This window comes from Novosphingobium sp. MMS21-SN21R (assembly GCF_031846015.1).
GTDB lineage: Bacteria > Pseudomonadota > Alphaproteobacteria > Sphingomonadales > Sphingomonadaceae > Novosphingobium.
The window spans coordinates 2,659,171-2,683,612 of sequence record NZ_JAVRDU010000001.1 but is presented as its reverse complement, the minus strand read 5'-3'; the positions used below and the strand labels follow the sequence as shown (position 1 = coordinate 2,683,612).

General features: G+C 64.5%; 27 protein-coding genes. 19 read left to right on the top strand and 8 right to left on the bottom strand.

Features of this window, described 5'->3' with window-relative positions; genetic code table 11:
• The first annotated feature begins 75 nt into the window (after positions 1-75).
• The 12 genes from hisF to RM192_RS12810 all read left to right on the top strand — a co-directional run bounded on the left by hisF (position 76) and on the right by RM192_RS12810 (position 8,046).
• Positions 76-837 (top strand): imidazole glycerol phosphate synthase subunit HisF, encoded by a 762-nt coding sequence (hisF, locus tag RM192_RS12865; protein ID WP_311507959.1) that lies wholly within the window; start codon positions 76-78, stop codon positions 835-837.
• A 124-nt stretch (positions 838-961) separates the two neighbouring features.
• Positions 962-1,126, top strand: a complete 165-nt coding sequence (locus RM192_RS12860) for a PEP-CTERM sorting domain-containing protein (protein ID WP_311507958.1) — start codon at positions 962-964, stop codon at positions 1,124-1,126.
• A gap of 47 nt (positions 1,127-1,173) precedes the next feature.
• A complete protein-coding gene (locus RM192_RS12855) occupies positions 1,174-1,497 on the top strand; it encodes a phosphoribosyl-ATP diphosphatase (protein ID WP_311507957.1) in 324 nt (107 codons plus the stop codon).
• A gap of 2 nt (positions 1,498-1,499) precedes the next feature.
• Positions 1,500-1,877: a histidine triad nucleotide-binding protein gene (locus RM192_RS12850; protein ID WP_311507956.1), complete on the top strand. Its 378-nt coding sequence runs from the start codon at positions 1,500-1,502 to the stop codon at positions 1,875-1,877.
• 75 nt (positions 1,878-1,952) lie between these two features.
• A complete protein-coding gene (locus tag RM192_RS12845) occupies positions 1,953-2,417 on the top strand; it encodes a YbgC/FadM family acyl-CoA thioesterase (protein ID WP_311507955.1) in 465 nt (154 codons plus the stop codon).
• On the top strand, positions 2,414-3,115 hold the full coding sequence (gene tolQ / locus RM192_RS12840; RefSeq protein WP_311507954.1) for a protein TolQ: 702 nt from the start codon (positions 2,414-2,416) through the stop codon (positions 3,113-3,115). Before RM192_RS12845 ends, tolQ begins: the two co-directional genes overlap by 4 nt.
• A gap of 9 nt (positions 3,116-3,124) precedes the next feature.
• Positions 3,125-3,568, top strand: a complete 444-nt coding sequence (locus RM192_RS12835; RefSeq protein WP_311508630.1) for a biopolymer transporter ExbD — start codon at positions 3,125-3,127, stop codon at positions 3,566-3,568.
• A gap of 10 nt (positions 3,569-3,578) precedes the next feature.
• Positions 3,579-4,526 (top strand): hypothetical protein, encoded by a 948-nt coding sequence (locus RM192_RS12830; RefSeq protein ID WP_311507953.1) that lies wholly within the window; start codon positions 3,579-3,581, stop codon positions 4,524-4,526.
• Positions 4,523-5,902, top strand: a complete 1,380-nt coding sequence (gene tolB, locus RM192_RS12825; protein ID WP_311507952.1) for a Tol-Pal system beta propeller repeat protein TolB — start codon at positions 4,523-4,525, stop codon at positions 5,900-5,902. Before RM192_RS12830 ends, tolB begins: the two co-directional genes overlap by 4 nt.
• A 100-nt stretch (positions 5,903-6,002) precedes the next feature.
• Entirely contained in the window at positions 6,003-6,515 is a 513-nt protein-coding gene (pal, locus tag RM192_RS12820) for a peptidoglycan-associated lipoprotein Pal (RefSeq protein WP_311507950.1), read from the top strand.
• A 108-nt stretch (positions 6,516-6,623) separates the two neighbouring features.
• The gene (locus RM192_RS12815; RefSeq protein WP_311507949.1) at positions 6,624-7,157 is read left to right on the top strand and encodes a J domain-containing protein; all 534 of its coding nucleotides are present in this window, start codon (positions 6,624-6,626) and stop codon (positions 7,155-7,157) included.
• Between the two features lies 1 nt (position 7,158).
• Positions 7,159-8,046: a phytanoyl-CoA dioxygenase family protein gene (locus RM192_RS12810; protein WP_311507948.1), complete on the top strand. Its 888-nt coding sequence runs from the start codon at positions 7,159-7,161 to the stop codon at positions 8,044-8,046.
• On the opposite strand, the gene RM192_RS12805 is transcribed toward RM192_RS12810, so the two are convergent.
• From RM192_RS12805 to RM192_RS12790, 4 genes are read right to left on the bottom strand one after another with little or no spacing between them, the layout of a single operon-like run.
• Positions 7,964-9,166 carry a CCA tRNA nucleotidyltransferase gene (locus RM192_RS12805; RefSeq protein WP_311507947.1) on the bottom strand — a complete coding sequence of 401 codons (1,203 nt, stop codon included), beginning with the start codon at positions 9,164-9,166 and terminating at the stop codon, positions 7,964-7,966. The genes RM192_RS12810 and RM192_RS12805 overlap by 83 nt on opposite strands.
• On the bottom strand, positions 9,159-9,761 hold the full coding sequence (locus RM192_RS12800) for a CoA pyrophosphatase (protein ID WP_311507946.1): 603 nt from the start codon (positions 9,759-9,761) through the stop codon (positions 9,159-9,161). The genes RM192_RS12805 and RM192_RS12800 overlap by 8 nt, the downstream gene beginning before the upstream one ends.
• Positions 9,758-10,327, bottom strand: a complete 570-nt coding sequence (locus RM192_RS12795) for a DUF1285 domain-containing protein (RefSeq protein ID WP_311507945.1) — start codon at positions 10,325-10,327, stop codon at positions 9,758-9,760. The genes RM192_RS12800 and RM192_RS12795 overlap by 4 nt, the downstream gene beginning before the upstream one ends.
• A gap of 22 nt (positions 10,328-10,349) precedes the next feature.
• Positions 10,350-10,859 carry an N-acetyltransferase gene (locus RM192_RS12790; RefSeq protein ID WP_311507944.1) on the bottom strand — a complete coding sequence of 170 codons (510 nt, stop codon included), beginning with the start codon at positions 10,857-10,859 and terminating at the stop codon, positions 10,350-10,352.
• A gap of 217 nt (positions 10,860-11,076) precedes the next feature.
• On the opposite strand from RM192_RS12790, the gene RM192_RS12785 reads away from it, so the two are divergent.
• Genes RM192_RS12785 through RM192_RS12775 form a run of 3 tightly spaced genes read left to right on the top strand, consistent with a single transcriptional unit; the run spans position 11,077 to position 13,644 of the window.
• Positions 11,077-12,501 carry a cytochrome ubiquinol oxidase subunit I gene (locus tag RM192_RS12785; RefSeq protein WP_311507943.1) on the top strand — a complete coding sequence of 475 codons (1,425 nt, stop codon included), beginning with the start codon at positions 11,077-11,079 and terminating at the stop codon, positions 12,499-12,501.
• Positions 12,498-13,496, top strand: a complete 999-nt coding sequence (cydB, locus tag RM192_RS12780) for a cytochrome d ubiquinol oxidase subunit II (protein WP_311507942.1) — start codon at positions 12,498-12,500, stop codon at positions 13,494-13,496. Before RM192_RS12785 ends, cydB begins: the two co-directional genes overlap by 4 nt.
• Complete coding sequence (locus RM192_RS12775) at positions 13,483-13,644, top strand: DUF2474 domain-containing protein (RefSeq protein ID WP_311507940.1); 162 nt, start codon at positions 13,483-13,485, stop codon at positions 13,642-13,644. The genes cydB and RM192_RS12775 overlap by 14 nt, the downstream gene beginning before the upstream one ends.
• On the opposite strand, the gene RM192_RS12770 is transcribed toward RM192_RS12775, so the two are convergent.
• Positions 13,625-15,019: a short-chain fatty acyl-CoA regulator family protein gene (locus RM192_RS12770; RefSeq protein WP_311507939.1), complete on the bottom strand. Its 1,395-nt coding sequence runs from the start codon at positions 15,017-15,019 to the stop codon at positions 13,625-13,627. The two genes, RM192_RS12775 and RM192_RS12770, sit on opposite strands and share 20 nt — an antisense overlap.
• A gap of 146 nt (positions 15,020-15,165) precedes the next feature.
• Between RM192_RS12770 and RM192_RS12765 the strand changes: the two genes are divergently transcribed.
• From RM192_RS12765 to RM192_RS12755, 3 genes are all read left to right on the top strand, one after another.
• The gene (locus RM192_RS12765) at positions 15,166-16,761 is read left to right on the top strand and encodes an isocitrate lyase (RefSeq protein ID WP_311507938.1); all 1,596 of its coding nucleotides are present in this window, start codon (positions 15,166-15,168) and stop codon (positions 16,759-16,761) included.
• Between the two features lie 52 nt (positions 16,762-16,813).
• Positions 16,814-16,972, top strand: a complete 159-nt coding sequence (locus tag RM192_RS12760) for a hypothetical protein (RefSeq protein WP_311507937.1) — start codon at positions 16,814-16,816, stop codon at positions 16,970-16,972.
• Positions 16,973-17,192: 220 nt separating this feature from the next.
• Positions 17,193-19,505 (top strand): EAL domain-containing protein, encoded by a 2,313-nt coding sequence (locus tag RM192_RS12755; protein ID WP_311507936.1) that lies wholly within the window; start codon positions 17,193-17,195, stop codon positions 19,503-19,505.
• Positions 19,506-19,515: 10 nt separating this feature from the next.
• Here RM192_RS12755 and purQ read toward each other — a convergent pair whose 3' ends face one another.
• Entirely contained in the window at positions 19,516-20,193 is a 678-nt protein-coding gene (gene purQ, locus RM192_RS12750) for a phosphoribosylformylglycinamidine synthase subunit PurQ (RefSeq protein WP_311507935.1), read from the bottom strand.
• Between the two features lie 15 nt (positions 20,194-20,208).
• A complete protein-coding gene (gene purS / locus RM192_RS12745; protein ID WP_311507934.1) occupies positions 20,209-20,442 on the bottom strand; it encodes a phosphoribosylformylglycinamidine synthase subunit PurS in 234 nt (77 codons plus the stop codon).
• A 381-nt stretch (positions 20,443-20,823) separates the two neighbouring features.
• Here purS and RM192_RS12740 point away from each other — a divergent pair, with 381 nt between their 5' ends.
• Positions 20,824-21,429 carry a TetR/AcrR family transcriptional regulator gene (locus tag RM192_RS12740; protein WP_311507933.1) on the top strand — a complete coding sequence of 202 codons (606 nt, stop codon included), beginning with the start codon at positions 20,824-20,826 and terminating at the stop codon, positions 21,427-21,429.
• A 104-nt stretch (positions 21,430-21,533) separates the two neighbouring features.
• Here RM192_RS12740 and RM192_RS12735 read toward each other — a convergent pair whose 3' ends face one another.
• Positions 21,534-24,380: an insulinase family protein gene (locus RM192_RS12735; protein WP_311507932.1), complete on the bottom strand. Its 2,847-nt coding sequence runs from the start codon at positions 24,378-24,380 to the stop codon at positions 21,534-21,536.
• Positions 24,381-24,442: the final 62 nt, after the last annotated feature.

Below are 24,442 nucleotides of genomic sequence, written 5' to 3'. Positions count from 1 at the left end.
GGTTTTGTGATAATGTGAGAGTCCGCTCATCCTGAGCCTGTCGAAGGATGCGTGCAGCCACCCGGAGCAATTTCCATGACCGTCCGCGTCCGCGTCATCCCCTGTCTCGACGTCCGCGATGGCCGCGTGGTCAAGGGCGTGAACTTCGTCGATCTGCGCGATGCGGGCGATCCGGTCGAACAGGCCCGCGCTTATGACAAGGCAGGTGCCGACGAACTCTGCTTCCTCGATATTTCCGCCACGCACGAAGGCCGCGGCACGCTGCTCGACGTTGTCGCGCGGACGGCCGAGGTTTGCTTCATGCCGCTGACTGTCGGCGGCGGCGTGCGTGCGGTGGAGGATGCCCGCGCGCTGTTGCTGGCAGGGGCGGACAAGGTCGCGGTCAATTCCGCCGCTGTCGCACGGCCCGAACTGGTGCGCGATATTGCCGAGAAGTTTGGCGCGCAATGCGTGGTCGGATCGGTCGATGCGCGACGCACGGGTCCGGGCAAGTGGGAAATCTTCACCCACGGCGGGCGCAAGGGCACCGGGATTGACGCGCTGGCCCACGCGGTCAAGCTGGCCGAACTGGGTGCGGGCGAACTGCTCGTCACCTCGATGGACGGTGATGGCACGCAAAAGGGCTATGACCTTGAATTGACCCGCGCGATTGCCGATGCGGTGCCGGTTCCGGTGATCGCGAGCGGCGGCGTCGGCACTCTCGATCATCTGGTTGCAGGCGTTACGCAGGGTCATGCCAGCGCGGTGCTGGCCGCCTCGATCTTCCACTTCGGCACGCACTCGATTGCAGAAGCGCACGCGGCGTTGCGCGCAGCCGGATTGCCCGCGCGGTCGTAAGTCTCCTGAGCCGTCCCGTAATGGGGCATTAACCAACCAAAGTAAGGGGTTATACCGAATCGGAGGGTCTGGCAGGGTTTTGGGGTGAGCCATGCAAGGTTTGCCTAAAACAGGTCGTCCCCCAGTGCTTCGCGTTACCCTTGCCATCATCTCGGTCCTTTCCACTGTCGCCCCTGCGATGGCGCAAGCGGGCGGCATTTCCATTCCTGAACCCACCGATGGTGCACTGTTCGGAATGGGTCTGGTCGGGCTGATCGTCGGCCGGCAGATCGCCAAACGGCGCAAGTAAGCCGCCGGTCTCTTGACCGCCGCGCGCCTCCGTTCCATGCGGAGCCGATGGAACACAGCGACATTCTCGCCCGGCTCGAAGCCACTATAGCCCAGCGCCTTCAGGGCGATCCCACCGCCAGCTATGTCGCCAAGCTTCATGCCAAGGGCGTGGCCAAGATCGCGCAGAAAGTGGGCGAGGAGGGGACCGAAACGGTCATCGCCGCGCTTGCCGGCAGCCATGATGAACTGGTCGGAGAAGCGGCGGACCTGATCTTCCATCTGATGGTGCTGCTGGCCGCCAAGGGCGTGCCACTTGCTGATGTTCTGGCAGAATTGCAGCGCCGCGAAGGCACTTCGGGAATTGCCGAAAAAGCCAGCAGGAGCAACTGATCATGGCGGTCGATGCCACGCTTCCCTACGATGACCAGAACATTTTCGCGAAGATCCTGCGCGGGGAAATCCCCAACAAGACGGTCTATGAAGACAAGTTCGCACTCGCCTTTCACGACATAAATCCGCAGGCTCCCACCCACGTTCTGGTGATTCCCAAGGGGGCGTACGTCTGTTGGGACGATTTTTCGGCCAAGGCCTCCGATGCCGAGATCGCTGGCTTCGTGCGGGCCGTGGGCAAGGTCGCCCGCGATCTCGGGCTGGTTGCGCCGGGCTATCGCCTGCTCGCCAATGCTGGCACCGACAGCCATCAGGAAGTGCCGCACTTGCACGTGCACCTCTTTGCCGGACAGCCGCTCGGCCCGATGTTGGTGCGCTGAAAAGCGCTATTGCGCAGCTAAGGCGTTAACCACCCCTTGCCCAACGACTCGTGGCAAGGGTAGGGTCGGACCCGAATGACATTGCCTCAGCCGCCTTCCGGCCGTTTCGACGGAAACGAGCACCTGTTCCCGGTCCGCGTCTATTTTGAAGACACGGACCTCTCGGGCGTGGTTTATCACGCCAATTACTTGCGCTGGTTCGAACGTGCCCGGTCAGACATGCTCCGCGTTTTAGGCATCGACCAGCGCGCCGCGCATGAGGCGGGCGAGGGCGCTTATGCCGTGAGCGCGATGGATCTGCGCTTCCTGCGTCCGGCCAAGCTCGACGACGCCGTGCTCGTCCGCAGCCACGTTGCCGAACTTTCGCCTGCGTCGTGCCGGATCGTGCAGCGTGCGTTCAGGGACGACACGCTCCTGTGCGAAGCCCGCGTGCGAGTGGCATTTGTTGCTCCATCCGGCCGACCGCGCCGCCAGCCGGCGGATTGGGTGGCCGCATTCCAGACCGTTGTATCGCAAGCTGAAGGACTACCATCCGCATGACGTTCGAGTTGCTTAGCCAGGGCGTTTCCTTCGCGCCGACTTCGCTCAACCCGGTGAAGCTGTTTCTCGATGCCGATTATGTCGTGCAGGCGGTGATGGCGGGGCTGGTGCTCGCCAGCGTGTGGACATGGATGATCATCATCGGCTTTTCGCTGAAGATGGGCAGCATTCAGCGCGGCTGCGACAAGTATGAGCGCGAGTTCTGGGAAGCGCGCGACATCGACCAGTTCCAGAAAGACAACAAGGGCCGCGATCTGCCCTCGGCACGCCTCGTCAATGCAGCGCTGGCCGAATGGCGGCGTTCCACCTCGGGCAAGGCGATCGACCGCGAAGGTACGCGCCAGCGCCTGTCGAGCGCGCTTGAAGGCGCTGTGGTCACCGAAACCGATACGCTGGCGAGCCGGCTCAATTTCCTCGCCACGGTCGGCTCGGTCGCGCCCTTCGTCGGCCTGTTCGGCACGGTTTGGGGCATCATGGACAGCTTCTTCAATATTGGTGCGCAGCAGAATTCCTCGCTGGCCGTCGTGGCACCCGGCATCTCGGAGGCGCTGTTCGCCACTGCGATCGGCCTGTTCGCGGCCATTCCGGCGGTCATCGCCTACAACCGCTTCTCGCACCGCGTGAACCGCTTCGAAACGCGGCTCTACCGGTTTTCGGACCGCTTCCACGCCTCGCTCAGCCGCGAACTGGAGGCCTGAGCCGTGGCGATGTCTCTCGGCGGGGGCGGCGGTGGCCGTGGACGGCGGGGCCGGGGTGGTCGCGCCGCGATGAGCGAGATCAACGTCACCCCTCTGGTCGACGTCATGCTGGTGCTGCTGATCATCTTCATGGTCACCGCGCCGATGCTGGCAGCGGGCGTGCCGGTGGACCTGCCTGACAGCAAGGCCGATCCGCTCGACCAGCAGCAGGACCAGATTACCGTCAGCATCGATGCGCAGGGCTCTGTGTTTCTTGGTGAGGACCCGCTCGCGCCGGGCGAACTGACAGACCGGCTCGCGAGCCTCAACAAGGGGCCCAAGCCGCCGCTGGTCACGCTGCGCGCGGACCGCGTGCTCGACTGGGGCCGCGTTGCCGCCGTGATGGGCGAGTTGAACGCTGCCGGGTTCAAGTCGATCTCGCTGGTCACCAACAGTTCATCCGCGCCGCAATAGGCCCAAAGTGATGCGAGATCCCACCGCAGCCGGACTATCGAAGCAGGAAGCAGCAGGGCTGGTCATTGCGGCCGCAGCCCATGTCGCGCTGCTCGTCGTCCTGTCGCTTGCGCCGCCGGGAAAGACGGTCAAGCCTCCACCCGAGCGGATGGAAGTGACCTTCTCCGAAGAGATTTCCGACCAGTCCACCTCGCCCGATCCGATGGCGCAGGCCGCGCCCGACGTTGCGCCGGAACTGGGCGAGCCGCAGCCTGAACCGGTGACGCAGCCGCAGCCGCTGCCAGAGCCGCCCAAGCCGGTGCCCGCGCCGCCCCAGCCCCAGCCAAAACCCCAGCCAAAACCGGTTCCAGCGCCGCCCACACCTGCGACAAGGCCTCAGCCGCAGCCGCAGCCGAAGCCAGCCCCGCCCAAGCCCGCTCCGCCCAAGCCTGCGCCGGCAGCACCAAAGGCCACGCCAGCGAAGCCCCAGCCCAAGGCTACGCCCGCCAAAGCTACGCCGGCGAAGCCCACAGACGCCAGCCCGCGTCGCCGGCCCGACGCGCCCAGCGGTGGCAGCCGCATCGGCACAGACTTCCTCCAAGGCGTACCCGGATCGTCGAGACCGGGCACGGCCAAGACCCCGCCCGCAGCTGTTGCCGGGCCAGAGGTCAAGGCATCGCTTGCCAGCGCGATTGCGCGCCAGATCAAGGCGCACTGGACCGGGCCGCAAGGCGTGGACGTCGACAAGCTCGTTACCGTGCTGGCGTGGGAGCTGAATGCCGACGGCAGCCTTGTCGGTCGCCCGCGTCTGGTCAGCCAGACGGGCGTCACGCCGTCGAACGAGGCGCAGGCCAAGCGGCATGTCGAACTCGCGATACGCGCGGTCCAGCTTGCTGCGCCGTTCGATCTGCCCGATGAATATTATGCCAACTGGAAGCGCATTTCGGCGTTCCGGTTCGACAAGAGGTTGTCCCAATGAAACTTCGTGATCTTCTCCTGTTAGGCACCTTGTTGACTATCCCTGCGATGGTCGTGGCGCAGCAGGCGGCGGTGCCGTCGTCCGCGGTTCCCCAGGCAGCCGAAGAAGAGGGGCTCACGGGATCGGTTACCGACGAAAGCGAGTGGCAGGACCTCGGCATCGCCATCCCCGCTTTCCCGACCAACGAGAGCGTCTCCACTGCAGCCGAAGGTGGAAACACAGAGGCTCTGGGGCGCAACGTCGCGCGTGTCGTTTTCAACGATCTGCGCAATAATGGGTTGTTCAAGCCGGTCGGCCCAGATGCGTTGCCCCCCATCGATTTCCCGCAAGTCGCCGCGCCTGCCTTTGACGGTTGGCGCGGGCGCTCGGCCGAAATGCTGGTGCAGGGCTTCGTCAAGGCGAATGGCGACGGCAAGCTGACCGTAGGCTGCTATCTCTATGACGTCGCGCTCGGCAGCGAACTGGCGCGGCAGGGCTATGTGGTGAAACCTGAGGAGTGGCGCCGCGCCGCCCACAAATGCGCAGACATGGTCTATTCGCGTCTGTCCGGTGAAAGCCCGTTTTTCGACAGCAAGATCGCTTATATCGCGGAGACCGGCCCGAAGGACCGCCGCCGCAAGCAGCTGGCGATCATGGATTCGGACGGCGCCAACCACCGCTTCATCACCAACGGGCAAGCCACCGCACTGACCCCGCGCTATTCGCCCGACTACAGCCAGATCGTCTACCTGAGCTACCTCAATGGCGCGCCGCGCATCTACATCTACAACATCGGCACCGGCCAGCAAAAGCTGGTGACTTCCAGCACCAATCCTACCTTTTCGCCGCGCTGGTCGCCCGACGGGAAGTCGATTCTCTATTCGATGGCGATTGCCGGAAACACCGACATCTACCGCGTTTCGGTAAACGGCGGAGCCTCCACCCGGCTGACCGATTCGCCGGGACTTGATGTCGGCGGATCGTACTCGCCCGATGGCAGCCGCATTGTTTTCGAGAGCGACCGTTCGGGCGGGCAGCAGATCTACGTCATGAACGCCGATGGATCGAACCAGAAGCGCATCAGCTTTTTCGGAGGTCGGGCGGCGACGCCGGAATGGAGCCCGCGCGGCGACCAGATCGCCTTCACCAACATCGCAGGCAATTTTCGCATCGGCGTCACCACTCCGTCGGGCGGAGATATGCGTTTGCTGACAGACAGTTGGCAGGATGAGGCACCGACCTGGTCGCCCAATGGCCGCATCATCCAGTTCTTCCGGACCGAGCGCGGTAGCGGCAAGACCGGCATCTGGCAGGTCGATCTCACCGGCCGAAACGAGCGGAAACTCAATACCCCGGTCGATGGTTCCGACCCATCATGGGGGCCGGTTCTGCCCTGACAGCGTAAATCGCAAAGGGTGAATTGAGTCACTTGCCATTGTGCGGTGCAAACATCACCATGCGCCGTCCCTCTTCGTCCCCATCCGAAAGGAGCACCTGATGTCCCGTCCGCTGATGATCGCTGGCCTTGCCGCCTTTACGCTGAGCTTGGGCGCCTGCGCGTCCAAACCCAAGGAACTGCCGCCCGAGCCGGGCACTGCCAACACCACGCAGACGACGCCCCCGCCAATGCAGCCGACCGGTCCGGTTCCCGGCAGTCAGGCAGACTTCCTCGCCTCGGTCATGTCCGATACGGTCAACTTCGACACCGACCGTTACAACATCGACGCGGCCGATCAGGGCGTGCTGCAAAGCCAGGCCCAGTGGCTTGGCCGCTATCCGTCCAAGGCGATCACCATTGAAGGCCATGCCGACGAACGCGGCACGCGCGATTACAATATCGCGCTGGGTGAACGCCGGGCCAATGCCGCCAAGAACTACCTCGTCAGCCTCGGCATCGACCCGGGCCGGGTGACCACCGTCAGCTACGGCAAGGAACGCCCGCTGGCGATCGGGTCCGACGAGGATTCGTGGGCGCGCAACCGCCGTGCGGTTACCGTCACCGTAAACTGAACCGTCTCGCAAAGTCTGAAGGCCCGGGCGCAATCGTCCGGGCCTTTGCATTTGCGGGCCACCTTCCCATCTTGACCTTTCCCGCATTGTGCGGCTTTGACAGGACGTATGGCGCGACACGGGCGATCTTCTGACTGGGGCTTTCCCCGCTGGCGCGGCTATGAAGGCGCGCGCGAGGCGGCGCAGGTGCGCCTGTGTGATCGCGCCGGTTGCGACGAGAAGGGCGATTGCCCTGCGCCCAAGTCTCCGAATAACCCGGACCGCTGGTATTTCTGCCCGCGCCATGCGGCGGAATACAACCAGGGCTGGAACTATTTCGAAGGCCTCGACAAGGAAGAGGCTGAGCAGCGCGAGGCAGAAGAGCGCGGCGAAACGTCCGGTTTTCGGCAGGCGGCATGGGCCGAATGGGGCGGCTCTGGCGATGGCACTCGCAGCCGCGACGAATTGCGCGCGCTCGAAATGCTCGGGCTCGATCCCGACGCCGATTTTGACGCCGTGAAAAAGGCGTGGCGGACGAAGGCCAAGGAAGTCCACCCCGATGTCCGCCCCGGCGACAAGGCGGCTGCCGAGCAGTTCCAGAAGCTGCAAGTCTCCTACGAAGTGTTGCGCGCCGCCGAAGATCGCCGCGAGTGGAAGGGGTAACGTGACCGGCGGCATCGCGCATTTCGGAGCCGAAGCGGCAGATGCGGCAGCGCTGGCTCTATTGCGCGATGGTGTGGTTGGCCTGCAGGCACTCTGGCCTGCGCGGCAGATCGATGCGCTTCGCGCCTCGTTGCGCAAAGCCATTCCCGGCGTGTTCGACCTCAAAGCGCCGCTTCCCGAAGATGTGTGGGTGGTGGGCGCCAACCGTATCAACGGGCTTGTCCCGATTGCCGGGCGGATGAGCGGCTGCATGGACCTCCTGCAGCACCCCGCTCTGCTGTCCCTGCTGGATGAGGTTCTGGACGACGACTGGGTCTACGAATCGTTCGGCGTGATCAGCTCCTTTCCGGGATCTGATATTCAGAAGCTTCATTCCGACAGTCCGCATCTTTTCGAGGACGGCGACCTCGCCCGAACCCTCCCGCCGTTTGCCCTGACGATCTCCATCCCGCTCGTCGATGTGGGCGACGAGAACGGGTGTACCGAGTTTCTTCCCGGGACACAGCGCGAGGTCCGGGCTCCGGCTTCGGCGGAAGGCACGGTATGGCGCAGCGTTCCGCGCGGTGATTGCATGGTCTGGGATTACCGGATCCGCCACCGAGGCCAACCCAACAATGGCAATGTGCCGAGGCCGATGTTCTATGCCACGGCATGCCGACGCTTCTGGCAGGATTCCACCAATTTTGTGCCCGATGCGCGCAAGCTGGTTCTGAGCCGTGACGCTCTGGCCATGATCCCCGAAGACCGGCTCAAGCATTTCGCCAGAGCCAAACCGATGCCGGGCGTGCGCAGCGCGGTAATGACCGTCAATCGCCTCGTGCGCTGGTATGCGCCAGGATTTCATCGAGCAATGCGGAGACTCGCGCGGCGTCCGGAAACTGCTCTGTAACCCAGCGTTCCTCGACCGCCCGCAGCACGCGCGCAACCTCGGGTCCGGCCCTGACCCCGCGTGCGACAACTTCGCCGCCTTTGAGCGGAAACCGGGGCACATCCCAACCGGCAAGGGGGGCAACGTCGGCACCGTTCAAAAGCAATCTGTCATGCGCCTCTTCCATGCCGATGCGGTAGGCAAGCGCGCGCGCATCGGCAGCGCTGCTTTCGCGCGCAGCCGATGAGGACAGCCGTTTGCGCTGCGCGAATGACAGGCGCAGCCGCGATGCGACCTGTTCGGCCACTGCGGTGCTGGCGGGAAGGAGGGCGGCAAGACGGCGCAGCGCATCGCCTTTGATGCCTGAAGTACGCTCATGGGTTACGAGGGCGCTGAGCGCCGCAAGCCCCGCCGGGTCTGCTTCGGGCAGGATCTGCTCCAGCACGCCAAGCTCGGCCATGCGCCTGACGGTCGGTGCTGGATCGGGAAGGCCGAGCAGGTTCATCAGTTCCCAGCCCACCCGCTCGCGCGAAAGGCCTTTCAGCCCCGGCGCTAGCTCCGACACGGCAGATTCCGCCTCTTCGTCCGCCGGCAGCGAACCGAAGCGGGTCTGGAAGCGGAAGTAGCGCAAGATGCGCAAGAAGTCCTCGCGGATGCGCTGGCGGGCATCGCCGATGAAGCGCACGCGGCGGTCCGCCAGATCGCCAAGGCCTCCGTGATAGTCGTAAACCGCGAGCGTCTGCGGGTCGGCATAGAGCGCGTTGATTGTGAAATCGCGGCGGGCGGCATCGTCATGCCATTCGGCCGAGAAGGCGACAGTGGCGTGGCGGCCATCAGTCGAGACGTCGCGGCGCAAGGTCGTGATCTCGACAGGACCGCCTGGCAGGACCGCTGTGACGGTGCCGTGCGCGATCCCCGTGGGCACCACTTTTATCCCGGCGTCCGTCAGGCGCCGCGCGGTCTCGTCGGGTACAAGGGTGGTTGCCATGTCGATGTCCTTGGGTTCCAGCCCGAGGATCGTGTCGCGCACCACGCCGCCCACCCACCGGCAATTGCCTTGCGCTTGCGGATCGAGCGCGGCGACCAGTGCGGCAAGGTCCCCGCGTCTGGCCCATGCCGTTTCGGGCAGTCGTTCAGTCATGCCAGGCGATCCGCTTGGACAGGTTCGAAATGATCGCGGCGGTCACGCCCCAGATGCGATGCTGGTTCCACATGATCTCGATATAGCGCCCGCTGCGTCCGTTCCACTCGGCAGATTTCCATTCATGCCGCGCGCTGTCCAGCACGAAGCCGAGCGGCGGTTCGAACCAGTCGGCAACTTCCGCAGGGTTGGGCGAGAGTGGCAAGTCGGCCGGGATCATCGCCAGCACTGGCGTGATGTCATAGCCGGTGCCGGTGCGAAATCGGTCGGTCTCGCCGATCACGGTCACGTCCTCTGGCCGGATGCCCAGTTCTTCATAGGCCTCGCGCAGGGCTGCCTCGCGCGGCGTTTCGCCGGGATCGATCTTGCCGCCGGGGAATGCGGCCTGCCCCGGATGGGCGCGCATATGTGATGGCCGGTGGATCAGCAGCACGCCGGGGCCATCCGGGTGATTGCCGCGATCGGTCACCGCGATCAGCACGGCGGCAGGGCGCAACGGGTCTTCCGGCAAGGGACGCCAGTCTTCGTAGAGGTCACGTGCCGGGTCGCGGTGGCCCTCGTCGTAGAGTAGTGTCAGTCGGTCGAACAGGTTCATGCGCCGGGCACCAGCGCAAAGCGTATGCCGTTGCTTTCGACCGCAAGCTCGTCGCCGCCAATCGCAAGCGCATGGTCGATCAACTGGCCATAGGTGCTGCGGTTAAGCCGCGCCTCGGTGCCGTGGCGCACGGCAAGATAGAACGCAGGCACATCCACCGTGCCGCCCACCCGCATCGGATGGTCAGGCCCGCAGACGACCAGATCGTCGGTGTTCAGGCGGAACGCCAGCGCGGTGCGGCCCTGTTCATCGTTCTTGGCCTGCATGTCGGTGGCGATAAAGGCGGCGTCGTCGACTTCGATAGACAGCCGTTCGAACGGCGTGACCAGCCAGTGCTGCCCTTCGGCATCGCGAGTGAGAAGTGAAGAAAACGCCCGCACCATCGCCGGGCGGCGGATTTCCCCGCCCTGATGATACCACCGTCCATCGGCGGCAATGCGCATCTCGCTGTCGCCGCTCTGTTGCGGGGCCCATTGGTCGAGCGGGGGCAGTTTGCGCGCTGCAACCTCGCTTGCCAATTCGGCAAGGCTCAGCGAAGCGAGTTCGGGGGGCGGTACATAAGGCACAGACCGCCGATGCCAGATCGGATCAGCGGAGCCAAGGCCCCAACATGCCCTCTTGCGGCAAGACGGCGGGATTGGCGGTGCGGCACAGCAAGCGGTGCTGCTCGAACGGGCCGGGAAGCTGCCATCCACCGGTCTGAGCGTTGGAGAAGCCGAAGAAGCGACCGTAATATTCCGGATCACCGATCAGCACCTGCGGCAGCGGCGCGCGGGGATCGATTGCGGTCAGTGCGGCGGTCATCAGCGCCTTGCCGAAGCCGTGCCCTTGCAGGTGTGGCAGGACGGCGACCGGCCCGACCATGATCATCGGGTGGACACGGCCCTTGGGGTCGGTCAGCCCGACCGGCCAGCACTGTATGGAGCCTGCCAGCATGTCGTCGTCATCAAGCGCGGCGAACGACAGGTTGCCGAGCGCTTCGGTGCCCGCGCGTACCTTATAGGCGGTTCGCTGGTGCCGCGCCGGTTCGAACGCCTGGTCGAGCACTTGCTCCACCAGAACGGAATCGACATCGGCAAGCGGAATGATCTTGGACAAATGCGGGTACCTCGAAGGACCGGAAAGAGCGGCGCCGATAGCCGCCATGGCCCCTGTCTGCAAGTTTACCGGAACATTCGTGCGGCGCGGCGCATTTTCCAATTGCAAAAACTGCAATCGTACGCCGAGAATTTCACTTTGGCTATTGGCCGGGCAGGCCTAGGCAGCACCGCAAGGCGCCGCCAGAAGACGCCGATCCCGTTTCGGGGGAATATCAATGTTCGCAGGACTCGATCCGCACGGCATCGCACTGGTGCTGGCGCGCATGCAATTCGCTTTTACGGTGAGCTTTCACTTCATCTTCCCCGCTTTCTCCATCGGGCTGGCGAGTTATCTCGCCGTGCTCGAGGGGCTTTGGCTGAAAACCGGCAAGACGCTCTATCTCGACCTGTTCCGCTACTGGCTGAAGATCTTCTCGGTGGCCTTTGCGATGGGGGTCGTTTCGGGCCTCGTCATGTCCTACCAGTTCGGCACCAACTGGTCAGTGTTTTCGGACAGGGTCGGCGGCGTGATCGGGCCTTTGATGGCCTATGAAGTGTTGACCGCGTTCTTTCTGGAAGCCGGTTTCCTCGGCGTGATGCTGTTCGGCATGAAGCGGGTAGGCAAGCGCCTCCACTTCGCCGCAACCCTGATGGTGGCGGTCGGCACGTTCATTTCGGCGTTCTGGATTCTCTCCGTAAATTCCTGGATGCAGACGCCCACCGGGTTCGAGATCGGCGCGCACGGCCAGTTCCTGCCGGGGCCAAGCTGGACCGCGATCATCTTCAATCCCAGCTTCCCTTACCGTCTCGTCCACACCGTGATTGCCGCCTACTTGACGACGGCATTCGTGGTCGGCGCGGTGGGCGGATGGCACCTGCTCAAGGACCGCGCCAACCTGCACGCGAGGCTGATGTTCTCGATGGCGATGTGGATGGCGGCGATTGTCGCACCGATCCAGATTTTCGCAGGCGACATGCACGGCCTCAACACGCTGGAGCATCAGCCGGCCAAGGTCATGGCGATGGAAGGTCACTACCAGTCACACCCCGATGGCGCGCCGCTTTACCTGTTCGGGGTCCCCGACGACAAGGCGCAGACGCTGCGCTTCGCCATCGGCATTCCCAAGGCATCGAGCCTGATCCTCAAGCATGACCTGAACGCGCCGCTGGCCGGACTCGACACCATCGCGCCAGAGAACCGTCCGCCGGTGTGGATCGTGTTCTGGTCGTTCCGCATCATGGTGGGCCTCGGTTTCGCGATGCTCGGCCTCGGGCTGTGGAGCCTGGTCGCACGGGCGCGCAAGCGGCTCTATGATTGGCCCGCGTTGTATCGCGCCGCGATCGTCATGGGGCCATCCGGGTTTGTCGCAGTAATTGCCGGATGGGTCACCACCGAGGTCGGGCGGCAGCCATTCACGGTTTATGGTCTGTTGCGCACTGCCGACTCGGTCAGCCCGATCGCAGCGCCTGCCGTAGCCGCTTCGCTGCTGGCTTTCGTGGTGGTTTATTTCGCGGTGTTCGGCGTCGGCACGTGGTACATCCTGCGGCTGATGCGCGATCCACCGCACCCCCATGAAGATGGTCCTGAGCAGGACGAGCGTGCCCCCATCCGCTCTGCAGGCATCACGCCTGCCCAACAGGCCGAAGGAGCGGTAAAATGATCGACCTCACCGTGATCTGGGCGCTGATCATCGCGTTTGCCGTGTTCATGTATGTGGTGATGGATGGGTTCGACCTCGGCATCGGCATCCTCTTCCCGGCCTTCGCACCGGGCGAGGAGCGCGATCAGGCGATGAACGCCATCGCGCCGGTGTGGGACGGCAACGAGACATGGCTGGTGCTGGGCGGGGGCGGGCTGCTCGCCGCGTTTCCGCTGGCCTATGCGATCATCCTGCCCGCCACCTACCCGCTGATCATCGCGATGATGCTGGGGCTGGTGTTCCGGGGCGTTGCGTTCGAGTTCCGCTGGCGCGATCCTCGCCATCGCGCGTTCTGGGACATGGCATTCTTTTCAGGTTCGCTGGTCGCCGCGCTGTCGCAAGGGATCATCCTCGGTGCGCTGCTGCAGGGCGTGCACGTAGAAGGCCGCGCTTATGCCGGAGGCTGGCTCGATTGGCTCTCGCCTTACTCGCTGCTGACCGGCGCGGGCGTCGTTGCGGGCTATGCCCTGCTCGGCTCCTGCTGGCTGGCGCTGAAGGTCGAGGGCACGGCCGAGAGCAAGGCGTTCGGCTATGCGAAATGGGCCGCATGGGCGACGCTGGGCCTGATGGCTGCCGTCAGCCTCGCCACGCCGTTCCTCGCCGGGCAATACTTCCAGCGCTGGTTCACCGAGCCGATGATCTTCTGGCTGGCGCCGGTGCCGGTCATAACCGGGATCGTGGCCTTCACGCTGCTCCGCTCGCTCGGCAACCGGCACGCGTGGCTGCCGTTCGTGCTTACGCTGGTTCTGTTCCTGCTCGGCATGATCGGCCTGGGCGCGTCGATGTGGCCATGGGTAGTGCCGCAGAGCGTATCGATCTGGGATGCCGCCGCGCCCCACCGCAGCCAGGTGTTCATGCTGGTCGGCGTAGGCCTGATCATGCCGCTCATCCTGATCTACACTGGTTGGGCTTACTGGGTATTTCGCGGGAAGGTGGACAGCCATGGCTATCATTGACCCGCGCCTCGATGGAGCAGAACAGGCCGAGGCGCGCCCGCTATGGCAGCGTCTCGGCTGGATGGCAGCGATCTGGCTGGGGAGCGTTCTGGCGCTCGGCGCGGTCGCCACGGTGATCCGCTACTGGCTCAACTCTCCGCAAAGCTGAACGGCTCTGCGGCGCGGCGATAGTCGTCGGGCAGGATTTCTCGTCCGATCGGTGGCTCGGCCCGCGCGGTACATTGTGCCCGGTGGCAAAGGCGACATGTAACGCCGATGGGTGTGGCAACTGCCGCCTTGGGATCGGCACCGGCCGCATAGACCAGCCTCGGCGCATGTTCCGCAGCGCAGGCCAGCGCGATGGCGCGTGTCGTGCGGAAGCGGTCGAAGCCACCGCCGCCCGACGTCACCGTCCGCGCCAGAGAGAAGAATTTCTGCCCGTCCGGAAGTTCGAGCCATTGCGTGACGACTTGCCCCGGCGTGCGGAAGGTATCGTGAACGCTCCACAGCGGGCATCCGCCGCCGTGCGCCGCAAACGGGAAGCCCGCACCGTCGAGTCGCTTGGATACGTTGCCCGCCGCATCCACCCGGATGAAGAAGAACGGCACGCGCTCCTGTCCCGGCCTGTTCAGCGTGGTCAGGCGGTGCGCCACCTGCTCGAAGCTGGTGCCGAACAGCCCCGCCAGAGCCTCGATGTCATAGCGGCGCGCGTCCACCGCGCGGGCGAAGCGGTCATAGGGCATCAGCAGCGCGGCCCCGGCATAGCCCGCCAGCGCTCGCCGCACGAGGTTCGCCGCCGTCTGGCTGGCAAAGCTTTCCCCCCGCACGATGGCCGCGATCTCGGGACGCAGCGCGGTGTAGGCGATGTGCTGCACCACTTGCCACGTCCGGCTTGATGGCGAGAGCGTATCGTCGATCAGGAGCTGCTCATTGTGGCGATCGTAGCGCCGGATCGCGTCCATCATCACGTCTGGCGGCATGAAGCGCACCCGCACGCCCTGCGCGCGCAACCATTCCTGCGGCCCGCCCGCCTTGTCCAGCGCGGCGGCGAGTTCCTCCGCCTTCGAATCGATCGAAGGGAAGTAGTTGCGCCGCGCGGCCACAAATCGCCGCGCTTCGCCCACGGGGTCGCTGGCGCTGCTGCCGGGTTCGGCATGGCGCTGCTCCGCCAGCGCCTGCTGCTCTCGCTGCCACGCACCGTAAAGGCGGAGCAGCGCTTCGGTCACACCTGGAAAGCTGGCGGCAACGTCGGCCACTTCCAGCGGGGGCAGGTCGATGTCGGCGAAGATCGGATCGCGCAAGCTGTCGGACAGGCGGCGCGCGTAATCGTCGCGATCATCCGCCGCAAGGTCCGCCATGTCGAGCTTGTAGGCCCGCGCCAGCCGCAGAAGCAGGTCGGCGGTCAGGGGGCGCTGGTTGCGTTCGATCAGCGCGATGTAACTTGGCGATATGCCCAGTTCGTCGGCCATGGCCTGCTGGGTCAGGCCCAGTTCGCGGCGCAACCGCTTGAGACGCGGGCCGAGATAGAGCGGTCGTAAGGCCATGACATGGGTTCCTGTGTGTACTGCACAACTTTACAAGCATATCCTGTAAAGTTTGACAACAAGACTGCGAAGGCCATTCCTGCACCGCAGCATCAGGCATATCTCCGCTTCAGACGAACATTTCGCCGAGCAAGGGAATCGGGACCATGACCTACCAGCAGACCATCGCCGAGGCGCGCAAGGCCATCGCACCTTTCGACCAGACCTGGGACGGCATCGAAGCCGCTTCAGTTGCGCGCATGCGCCTGCAGAACCGTTTCCTGACCGGCATCGATATCGCGCGCTACACCGCCAAGATCATGCGCCGCGATATGGCTGCCTATGATGCGGACCCCGCCAACTACACGCAGTCGCTGGGTTGCTGGCACGGGTTCATCGGCCAGCAGAAGATGATCTCCATCAAGAAGCACTTCGGCACCACCAAGGGCCGTTACCTGTACCTGTCGGGCTGGATGGTTGCCGCGCTGCGCAGCGAATTCGGTCCGCTGCCCGACCAGTCGATGCACGAGAAGACCAGCGTTTCAGACCTGATCGCTGAACTCTACACCTTCCTCAAGCAGGCCGACGCCCGCGAACTCGGCATGCTGTTCCGTGATCTCGATGCGGCCAAGGCTGCCGGCGACGCGGTCAACACCCACCGCCTCCTGCACAAGATCGATGAATTCGAAACGCACGTCGTGCCGATCATCGCCGATATTGACGCAGGCTTCGGCAATGCCGAGGCGACCTACCTGCTCGCCAAGAAGTTCATCGAAGCAGGTGCGTGCTGCATCCAGATCGAGAACCAGGTTTCGGACGAAAAGCAGTGCGGCCATCAGGACGGCAAGGTCACCGTTCCGCACGAGGACTTCCTCGCGAAGATCCGCGCAGTCCGTTACGCCTTCATGGAACTCGGCGTCGATGACGGCGTGATCGTTGCCCGCACCGATTCGCTCGGCGCAGGCCTGACCAAGCAGATCGCATTCACCCGCGAAGCTGGCGACCTTGCCGATCAGTACAACGCCTTTCTCGATTGCGACGAAGTCGATCCGGCGAACCTGAGCCACGGCGACGTCCTTATCGCCCGCGACGGCAAGCTGATGCGCCCCAAGCGACTGCCTTCGAACCTGTTCCAGTTCCGCTCGGGAACCGGCGAAGACCGCTGTGTCATGGACTGCATCGCCTCGCTGCAGAACGGCGCCGACCTGCTGTGGATCGAAACCGAGAAGCCGCATATCGGCCAGATCGGCGGCATGGTGAACCGCATCCGCGAGGTCGTCCCGAACGCCAAGCTGGTCTATAACAACTCGCCGAGCTTCAACTGGACGCTCAACTTCCGCCAGCAGGTCTTCGATGCATGGGAGCAGGCGGGCAAGGACGTCAGCGCGTTCGACCGGGCAAAGCTGATGAGCGTGGATTATGACGGCACGGAATTGGCTGACGAAGCTGACGAACGCATCCGCACCTTCCAGCGTGATTCAGCGGCGCAGGCGGGCATCTTCCACCACCTGATCACACTGCCGACCTACCACACGGCTGCGCTGAGCACCGACAACCTCGCCAAGGAGTACTTCGGCGAACAGGGCATGCTTGGCTACGTCAAGGGCGTTCAGCGGCAGGAAATCCGCCAGGGCATCGCCTGCGTGAAGCACCAGAACATGTCGGGTTCCGACATCGGTGATGATCACAAGGAATACTTCGCCGGTGAAGCCGCACTCAAGGCTGGCGGCGCCGCCAACACGATGAACCAATTCGCCGCCTGAGGGCTGTGATGTTTCGCGGCAATCGTGCCACGAAGATCCAAGGAGACTGACAATGGCTGAACCTGCTCGTGCCCGCGCGGTCCTCTCGACCGAGGACTTCAAGCTGATCCGCGAAGCCGTATTGCACTATCTCAAAGCGATCGAGGACCAGCCTGAATCGGTGAAGTTCTCGCATCTCTACCACCGGCTTGGCAGCGCGATGGGTCGCTAACCTGCAAAGGTTCAAGTGACTGGCTGCCTACAAGGACCTTTCCTGGGGAGGAAAGTCCGGCCCGTCGTGCCTCTCGGGGTGCGGCGGGCCATTTTTTTTGCGCGCGGGCGCCGTCCCGATCGTTTCGTCGCTTACGATTGGCTAATGAATAGACTGTAATTGTCCCTGCGTGACTTACACGCGAACACCCCCCAGCGATTCTGCACCTGCCAGACTGCCTGTGCTTGCCGTCATCGGATTGCGCGATCCGGCGGAAGGGGACTGGAGCCGATTGCGCGGCCTTCAATATTCAAGCCTTGCCCGTTTGACTTTCGCGCGTTTGCTTGGCCACGCGCTCGCGGCCCTGCTGGTGCTGAAGACCTACAGCGCGCAAATTCACCCCCTGTTACTGGTCGGATGGATGGCTTTGCTGGTCGGCGTGCTGATTTCAGGCGCACGCTTTGATCGCACATTGATCGATGCTGACCGGCGCCGGATCAGCCGTCAGGAAATGCACCGCCAGACTTTAAGCTCGCTGTTCGTCGCACTGGTCTGGGCCGTTCCGATGCTGCTCTTCGGTCCGTTCGGGACCGAGACCGAGCGCATGACGCTATGGACCGTACTGGCCATGCTGATGACTGGCATGGCCGTGTCGTTTGCCGCGATGCCAATGGCAACCGTGCTGTTCTCCGTTGTTGTCGGCATTTCGGCGCTGGGTGTATTCCTGTTCGAGGGCGAATTTACCTCTGCCGCTGTCGTATCCGCCTTCGTTGCCATCGTCTCGGTCGGCGCGGTCGAGGCGGCACGCACTTTCCTTGGCGCGCGCGTGGCCGAAGCGGGCATGGCGGAGAAGAGCGAAGTCGTGTCCTTGCTGCTGCGCGAGTTCGAGGAAGGCGATGCCGACTGGCTTTGGCAGGTCGATGCCAACCGCCGCGTGCGGTCGGTTTCCCCGCGCTTTGCCTTTGCGCTGGGCGAAGACCCCGAGGACGCAGACGGCAAGCCGCTGATACAACTCATCGCAGGTCCCTCATGGGATAGTGGGCACTTCCATTCGAGCCTGCACGACCTCGCCGAGCGGCTCAAGCGGCGTGAGAGCTTCTCTAACCTGCTGGTGCGCGTGACGCTGCATGGAAACCATCGCTGGTGGGAGCTTTCGGCCTCACCCAAGGTTGACGAGAACGGTGCGTTCGTAGGTTTCCGCGGCGTCGGTTCGGACGTGACCGAACAGCGCGAAAGCGCAGAGAAGATCGCCTACCTTGCTCGCTACGATACTCTGACCGGCCTGCCCAACCGTCTTATGCTGACCGAGGCGGTCGGCGATGCGATGGGCTATGCCGAGAAGTGGCGCACGCATTGTGCGTTTTTGATGATCGACCTCGACCGGTTCAAGGCGGTCAACGATACGCTCGGCCATCTTGTCGGCGACCAGTTGCTGGCGATGGTATCCGAGCGGCTGCGATTGATTACCCGCGACGGCGAAGTTTGTGGCCGCCTGGGCGGTGACGAATTCGGCGTGGTCATGCGCGATGCTGCGGACACCACCCGGATCGACGAACTGGCGCAGGCGATCATCTCCACCCTGTCGCGCCCCTACGAGGTCGATCATCACACGCTCTACGTCGGCGCCAGCGTTGGCTCGGCGGTGGGGCCGCGTGACGGTTCGACCGTGGAAACGCTGCTTCGCAACGCCGATCTCGCGCTTTACCGGGCCAAGGACGAGGGCGGCGGGCGGCATTGCCTCTACGAACCATCGCTTCACGCCCACGCAGAAGAGCGCCGCAAGCTCGAGTTCTCGCTGCGCCACGCGCTTGAGCGCAACGAGTTCTCGCTGATGTATCAGCCCGTCGTTGATGCGATCACCGAGGAGGTTGTCAGCTTCGAAGCGCTGATCCGCTGGAACAGCACCGAGCACGGTTTCGTCAGCCCGGTGAAGTTCATTCCGCTCGCCGAGGACACGCGCCTGATCGTGCCGATTGGCGAATGGGTGCTGCGCACTGCATGCCTTGAAGCGATGAACTGGCCGCCGCATGTCAAGATCGCGGTCAATGTCTCGGGCGAGCAGTTGCTCGATCCCTACTTCCCCGAAGCCGTTGTTGGCGCTCTATCTTCCACCGGCCTGCCGCCGCATCGGCTCGAGATCGAGGTGACCGAGAGCATTTTCGTGCGCGATGGCACAACAGCGCAGCAGACGCTCGAGAACCTGATGGGCATCGGCTGCGGCGTGGCGCTCGACGATTTCGGCACGGGGTATTCGTCGCTCGGCTACCTGCGGCGCATGCGCTTCTCGACGATCAAGGTCGATCGCAGCTTCGTGCAGGGCGCGGCCAAGGACAATCCTGAAAGTCTCGCCATCGTGCGCGCCGTCGTGGCCATGGCCGACAGCCTCGATATGTCGACCACGGCAGAGGGCGTCGAGACCGAGGCCGAACTGGACATGATCCGTAAGCTCGGCTGCAAGAAGATCCAGGGCTATTACTTCGGCCGCCCGATGAACACGGCCGACGCGCTATCGTTGTTTGGACAGACGAGCTTCCGCGAACGCGCGGCGGGTTAGTCCCTGACGCTCAGGCGCTGACCAGCCCGCGTACGACGCTTTCGAACAGGGCGCGGCCATCGGTACCGCCATGCGCCGCTTCGATCATGCGTTCGGGGTGGGGCATCATGCCAAGCACATTGCCGCGATCACCCAGCACGCCAGCAATGTTCCGGGCCGAGCCGTTGACGGCTTCGGCGTAGCGGAACGCAACGCGGCCTTCGCCTTCGAGACGGTCGAGCGTGGCATCGTCGGCGAAGTAGTTGCCATCGTGGTGGGCGACCGGGATCGTGATCTGCTGGCCCGCGTCATAGCCTGCGGTGAACAGCGACTGGTTATTCTCGACCGTCAGCGCAACATCGCGGCAGACGAAGCGGATGCCGGCATTGCGCATCAGCGCGCCGGGGAGCAGGCCAGCTTCGGTCAGCACCTGGAAACCGTTGCACACGCCGAGCACGGTTACGCCGCGCTCTGCCGCGCGGACCACCGCCTGCATGACAGGCGAGCGCGCGGCCATGGCGCCCGAGCGCAAGTAATCGCCGTAAGAGAAGCCGCCGGGCAGGGCGATGAAATCGAGGCCTTCGGGCAGATCGGCATCGCCGTGCCAGACGCGGTGGACGGTGCCGCCGCAGACCTGTTCGACGGCCATGGCCATGTCACGGTCGCAGTTGGAGCCGGGGAAAGTGATGACGGCGGAAGTGAAGGCCATGTCTTGCGCTCCTGCTCAGGCGGCCTTTTCGATGCGGAAGTTTTCGATCACCATGTTGGCGAGGAGCTTCTTGCACATCTCGTCCAGCGCTTCGTCTGTCGTGGTGTCGGCCACGTCGAGTTCGATCACCCGGCCCGCGCGCACATCGTTGACGCCTGCAAAGCCGAGGCCTTCGAGCGCATGATGAATGGCGCGGCCCTGCGGATCGAGCACACCGTTCTTGAGGGTGACAATGACGCGGACCTTCATCGGTGGGCCTTTCGGACACTTGGGTTGGGAGATTCTTCGGCGCGCCTATGCAACCGGACGGGCCGAAGGGCAAGGCGCGAGTGCACAGGTTGACACGGTTTACACTGTCCAGAGGCAAAACTCCGGCCCCCTTTCCGTCCAAAAGCGGAGGCAGGCAGGGAAGTGAGCGGGCGATGCATGATTCGGGTCATAGCGCCAAATGCGTAAGTAGGAAAACGGCGCTGCAGCGGGCATTTTGCGCGCTATGATCGTGCTTACCGGAGGACAGGATATCGTCCTTGCGGCGACGGGTTTTGGCCGGTTCCACCATCGCACCCCACGCGACACTGGTCGCCCGTCGCCGCCTCTTTACATGACGCATGTGTCAGTTATTATCGGTCCATGCCGAGAGTAACTCCAGCCGACCGCCGCAACCGCATCCTTGAAGCCGCGCGCGAGGAATTTGCCGAGCGCGGGTTCGCCGCGAGCCGGATGGAGGACATGGCGAAACGCGTCGGCATCAGCCGCGCCGCGCTCTATCTGGCGTTCGACAGCAAGGAGGCGCTGTTCCATGCGCTGGTGTCCGAAGTGATCACCGAGGTCATGCCCAAGCTGCTGCCCGACAATTACGGCACGCTTCCGGCGGCGGCGCTGTTGCGCGGGTTCATCAGGATCGCGATGACCCGCATGGCCAGCCCGGAGACCGCGTTCCTTCCGCGCCTGATCGTGGGCGAAGGGCGCAACTTCCCCGAACTCGCCCGGTTCTATCACGAGACGGCACTGATCTGCGTGCTCGGCGCGGTCGAGCGGTTGATCATCCACGGCATCGGCCGCGGCGAGTTTGTGTGCGCAGATCCCAAGATGGCATCGCGCACGGTGGCGAGCGGGATCATCTTTGCGGCGCTGTGGCGCGGTGTGTTCGAACCGGTTGGCGCCGAGCCGATGGATGTGGACTGGATGGCGGAATGCCATGCGGAGGTGATCTTGGCGGGGTTGAAGAAGGTTTAGGTGGCGACTACCGACGCTCCGATCGTGTCGGGCGTAGCCGAGACATGGTGCGCGGTGTCTCGACTGCGCTCAACACGAACGGGGTTTTTATGCTCAAGAAAGGGTCAGTTTGCGGGCACTGCCGCCCCTTCCGGCAGTACCAGCACTTCCACGGCCTTTTCTGGCGAAAGGTAGCGCTTGGCCATCGCTTGCAGGCCTGCTGCGCTGACCTGTTCAAGCCGGGTGCGAGCCGTTTTTGAGCGGGTCAGGCGATCAGCCTCGGTCTGCGCGCGTTCGGCGAGATTGATCCAGCCGCCGTTGGTTTTGAGCGCGTTGTCGATGCGTTCGAGCATGGGAGCGCGGGCGCGTTGGAGCGTGTCGGCATCGACCGGGGCGGCGGCGAGGCTGCGCATGGTTTCGGTGAGGGCTGTGCGGGTGGCGGCAACGTCTGCGAGATCGACCGAGGCGGCCACCGCGAAAGTGCCGTAGCCTGGCCAGACGCGGCTGAGGCTGCTCGATGCGCCAGGCGAGTAGGCCTTCCCGAGCTTTTCACGCAGGGTATCGAGCACTTCGATCTGGGCGACTTCCGCCAGCAGCGAGAGCGCCATGGCCTCCTGCGGATCGCGGTCATCGCGGGTGGGCCAGACCATGCGGACGATGGCCTGATTGGCCTCGCCGGTGTGGCGGACCACTTGCAGGCCGCGTTTGCTGGTGAAGGCGCGCTGGCGCTCGGTGGTCCAGGGGCGGAACTCTGCCTCGCGGGCCGGGAGCGCGCCGAAGGTTTGCGCGACGGCGGCAATGGCGGCGGCCTCGTCGATGTCTCCGACGATGGCGATTTCGAGCGCGCCGTGGGCAAGGCGGTCGGTGATGGCATCGCGCAGCCTGGCGTATGTCAGTGCGGTGTAGGCATCCTGATTTTGCAGGGTGAAGCGCGGGTCATTGTCGGACAGGATGCCGCCGATGGTGTTGGACAACGCCGCTTGCGGGCTGGAGCGCAGGCGGGCGAAGAAGTTGCCGATGTTCTGGCGGTAGAGCACTTCGCCCTCGGGCCGGTAGCCGGGGTCGGTGAGCAGCGCGGTCATCAGTTGCAATTGCAGGACAAGATCGCGCGGGGTGGTGGTGACGCCGCTGTCGAACGTATCGCCGCTGGCGCCCAGGCCCATGGCGACCGAACGGCCTGCGAGCAGGGTTTGCAGATCGTCCTCGCTGTGTTGGCGCAGGCCGCCGCGTGCCAGTACGCCGGTCATTTCCGTGGCGAGGGGGGTGGCGCGGGTGTCCAGCATCTCGCCGCCGTCGAGATTGAGGCGGACTTCGACGCGGTCCTTGGCGAGGTCGGTGCGTTTGAGATTCAGGCGGACGTTGTTGGCAAAGCGGATGGTGCGGATGGCATAGACCGGTTCGGTGGTGTCGGACACGATGGTGCCAGGGGTGCCGAACTGGGTGTAAGCGAAGGGGGCGGGGCTTGGCACTTCACCGGCGGCGGCCTTGGCGTGGGCGGCCTTGTCCCATGTCTTGCGGATCGCCTCGGCGCCGCCTGCGGGCGCGGTGCGGCCCTGCCAGCGAATGAGCGGGGATTTGAGCGGGACGGCTTCCTGTTTCAGCGCCTCTATCACGGACTTTGGCGTGATGGTGGGCGCGAACTGGTTGAAGCGGGCGAGGCCGGATTCGGGCGTGGTCGGAATCTGCTCGTCGCGGATCAGGGCAAGCGCCGCGCCGACCAGCGCGCCGTGGGAGCGCGTGTCCGCGCCGGCGGCGGCGTTCTCAAGGCCGGTGCGGATATTGGCGAGCTGCTCGTCGATCTCGCCCCTGGTGAAGACGCCCGCCATGGCGCGGGCATAGGCCCCGGCAGCGGCGGCGAAACCGCGCTGCCAACCACCGTCGGTGGTATCGACGATCAGGTTGGTGGTGCGGCCGATGTGGAACACCTCGCTGGTGCCGAGGCCTGCGCCGCGAAACGGCGGGTCGATCACGCGGCTCATGCGCTGGAAGCGGCGGTTGACCACGCCATAGCCGATCTGGCGCAGCAGATTGCGGCGGCGGTTTGCCACGGTGTCCGGTTCATCGAGCCATGGGCCGTGGCGCGAGGCGGTGATGCGCTCGGACAGCGAGGGATCGAGGTGGATGTCGGTTGCCGACTTCTGCTTCGGCAGGACCTTGCCCTGATCGGGGCGCGGGGTTTCGGGTCGGGACTGCCAGTCTGCGAAGCGGGCGCGGATGGCCGCTTCGACTTCGTCTGGCGCGAAGTCTCCGACGACGATCAGCGTGGTTTTCGAGGGGACGTATTCGCGCGCCCAGAAGGCCCTGAGGCTTTCGGCAGTGGCGGCGTTGAGGGCCTCTACCGTGCCGATGGGGAGGCGTTTGGGGTAAGTGGCTTGTGGATAGAAGAACGCGAGCTGGTCTTCGAGATTGGTGCGTTGCCAGCCTTGCCCGTCGCGCAGCTCCGACAGGACGACGCCGCGTTCGCGCGTGACCGCTTCGGGCGCGATGGTCAGTTCGCTCGCCGTTTCGCGCATAAGCATCAGCGCGGTGTCGAGCAGCTTTGGGTCGGCGCGGGGCAGGTCGAGCATGTAAAGCGTCTGTTCGAACGAGGTCTGAGCGTGGGTGTCCGCGCCGAACGACAAGCCATTACGCTCCAGCAGCTTGATCATCTCGCCTTCAGGCACGTGGGCGCTACCGTTGAAGGCCATGTGCTCGGTGAAGTGGGCAAAGCCGCGCTCGGCCTCGCGCTCATCGAGCGAGCCGGTGGCGACGTCCATGCGCACTTGCGCGGTGCCTGCGGGGGTGGCGTTGCGGCGGATGATGTAGCGCATGCCGTTGGGCAGTTGCCCGTAGCGGAAAGCTGTGTCTGCCGGGAGGTCGCTCTGCTGGAACGGCCATGTGGATTTTGGGGCGCTGATGAGGCTCGCGGGCTGGGCGGCGCAGGCGGCGAGGGAGAGGGCAGCGGCGAGGGGAAGCAGGTGGCGGAGGATCATTGCAATGCGGTGTGCCCGGTTGGGGGGTGGGGTGCAATGGCGAGTTGGGATGGTGTCGCGTG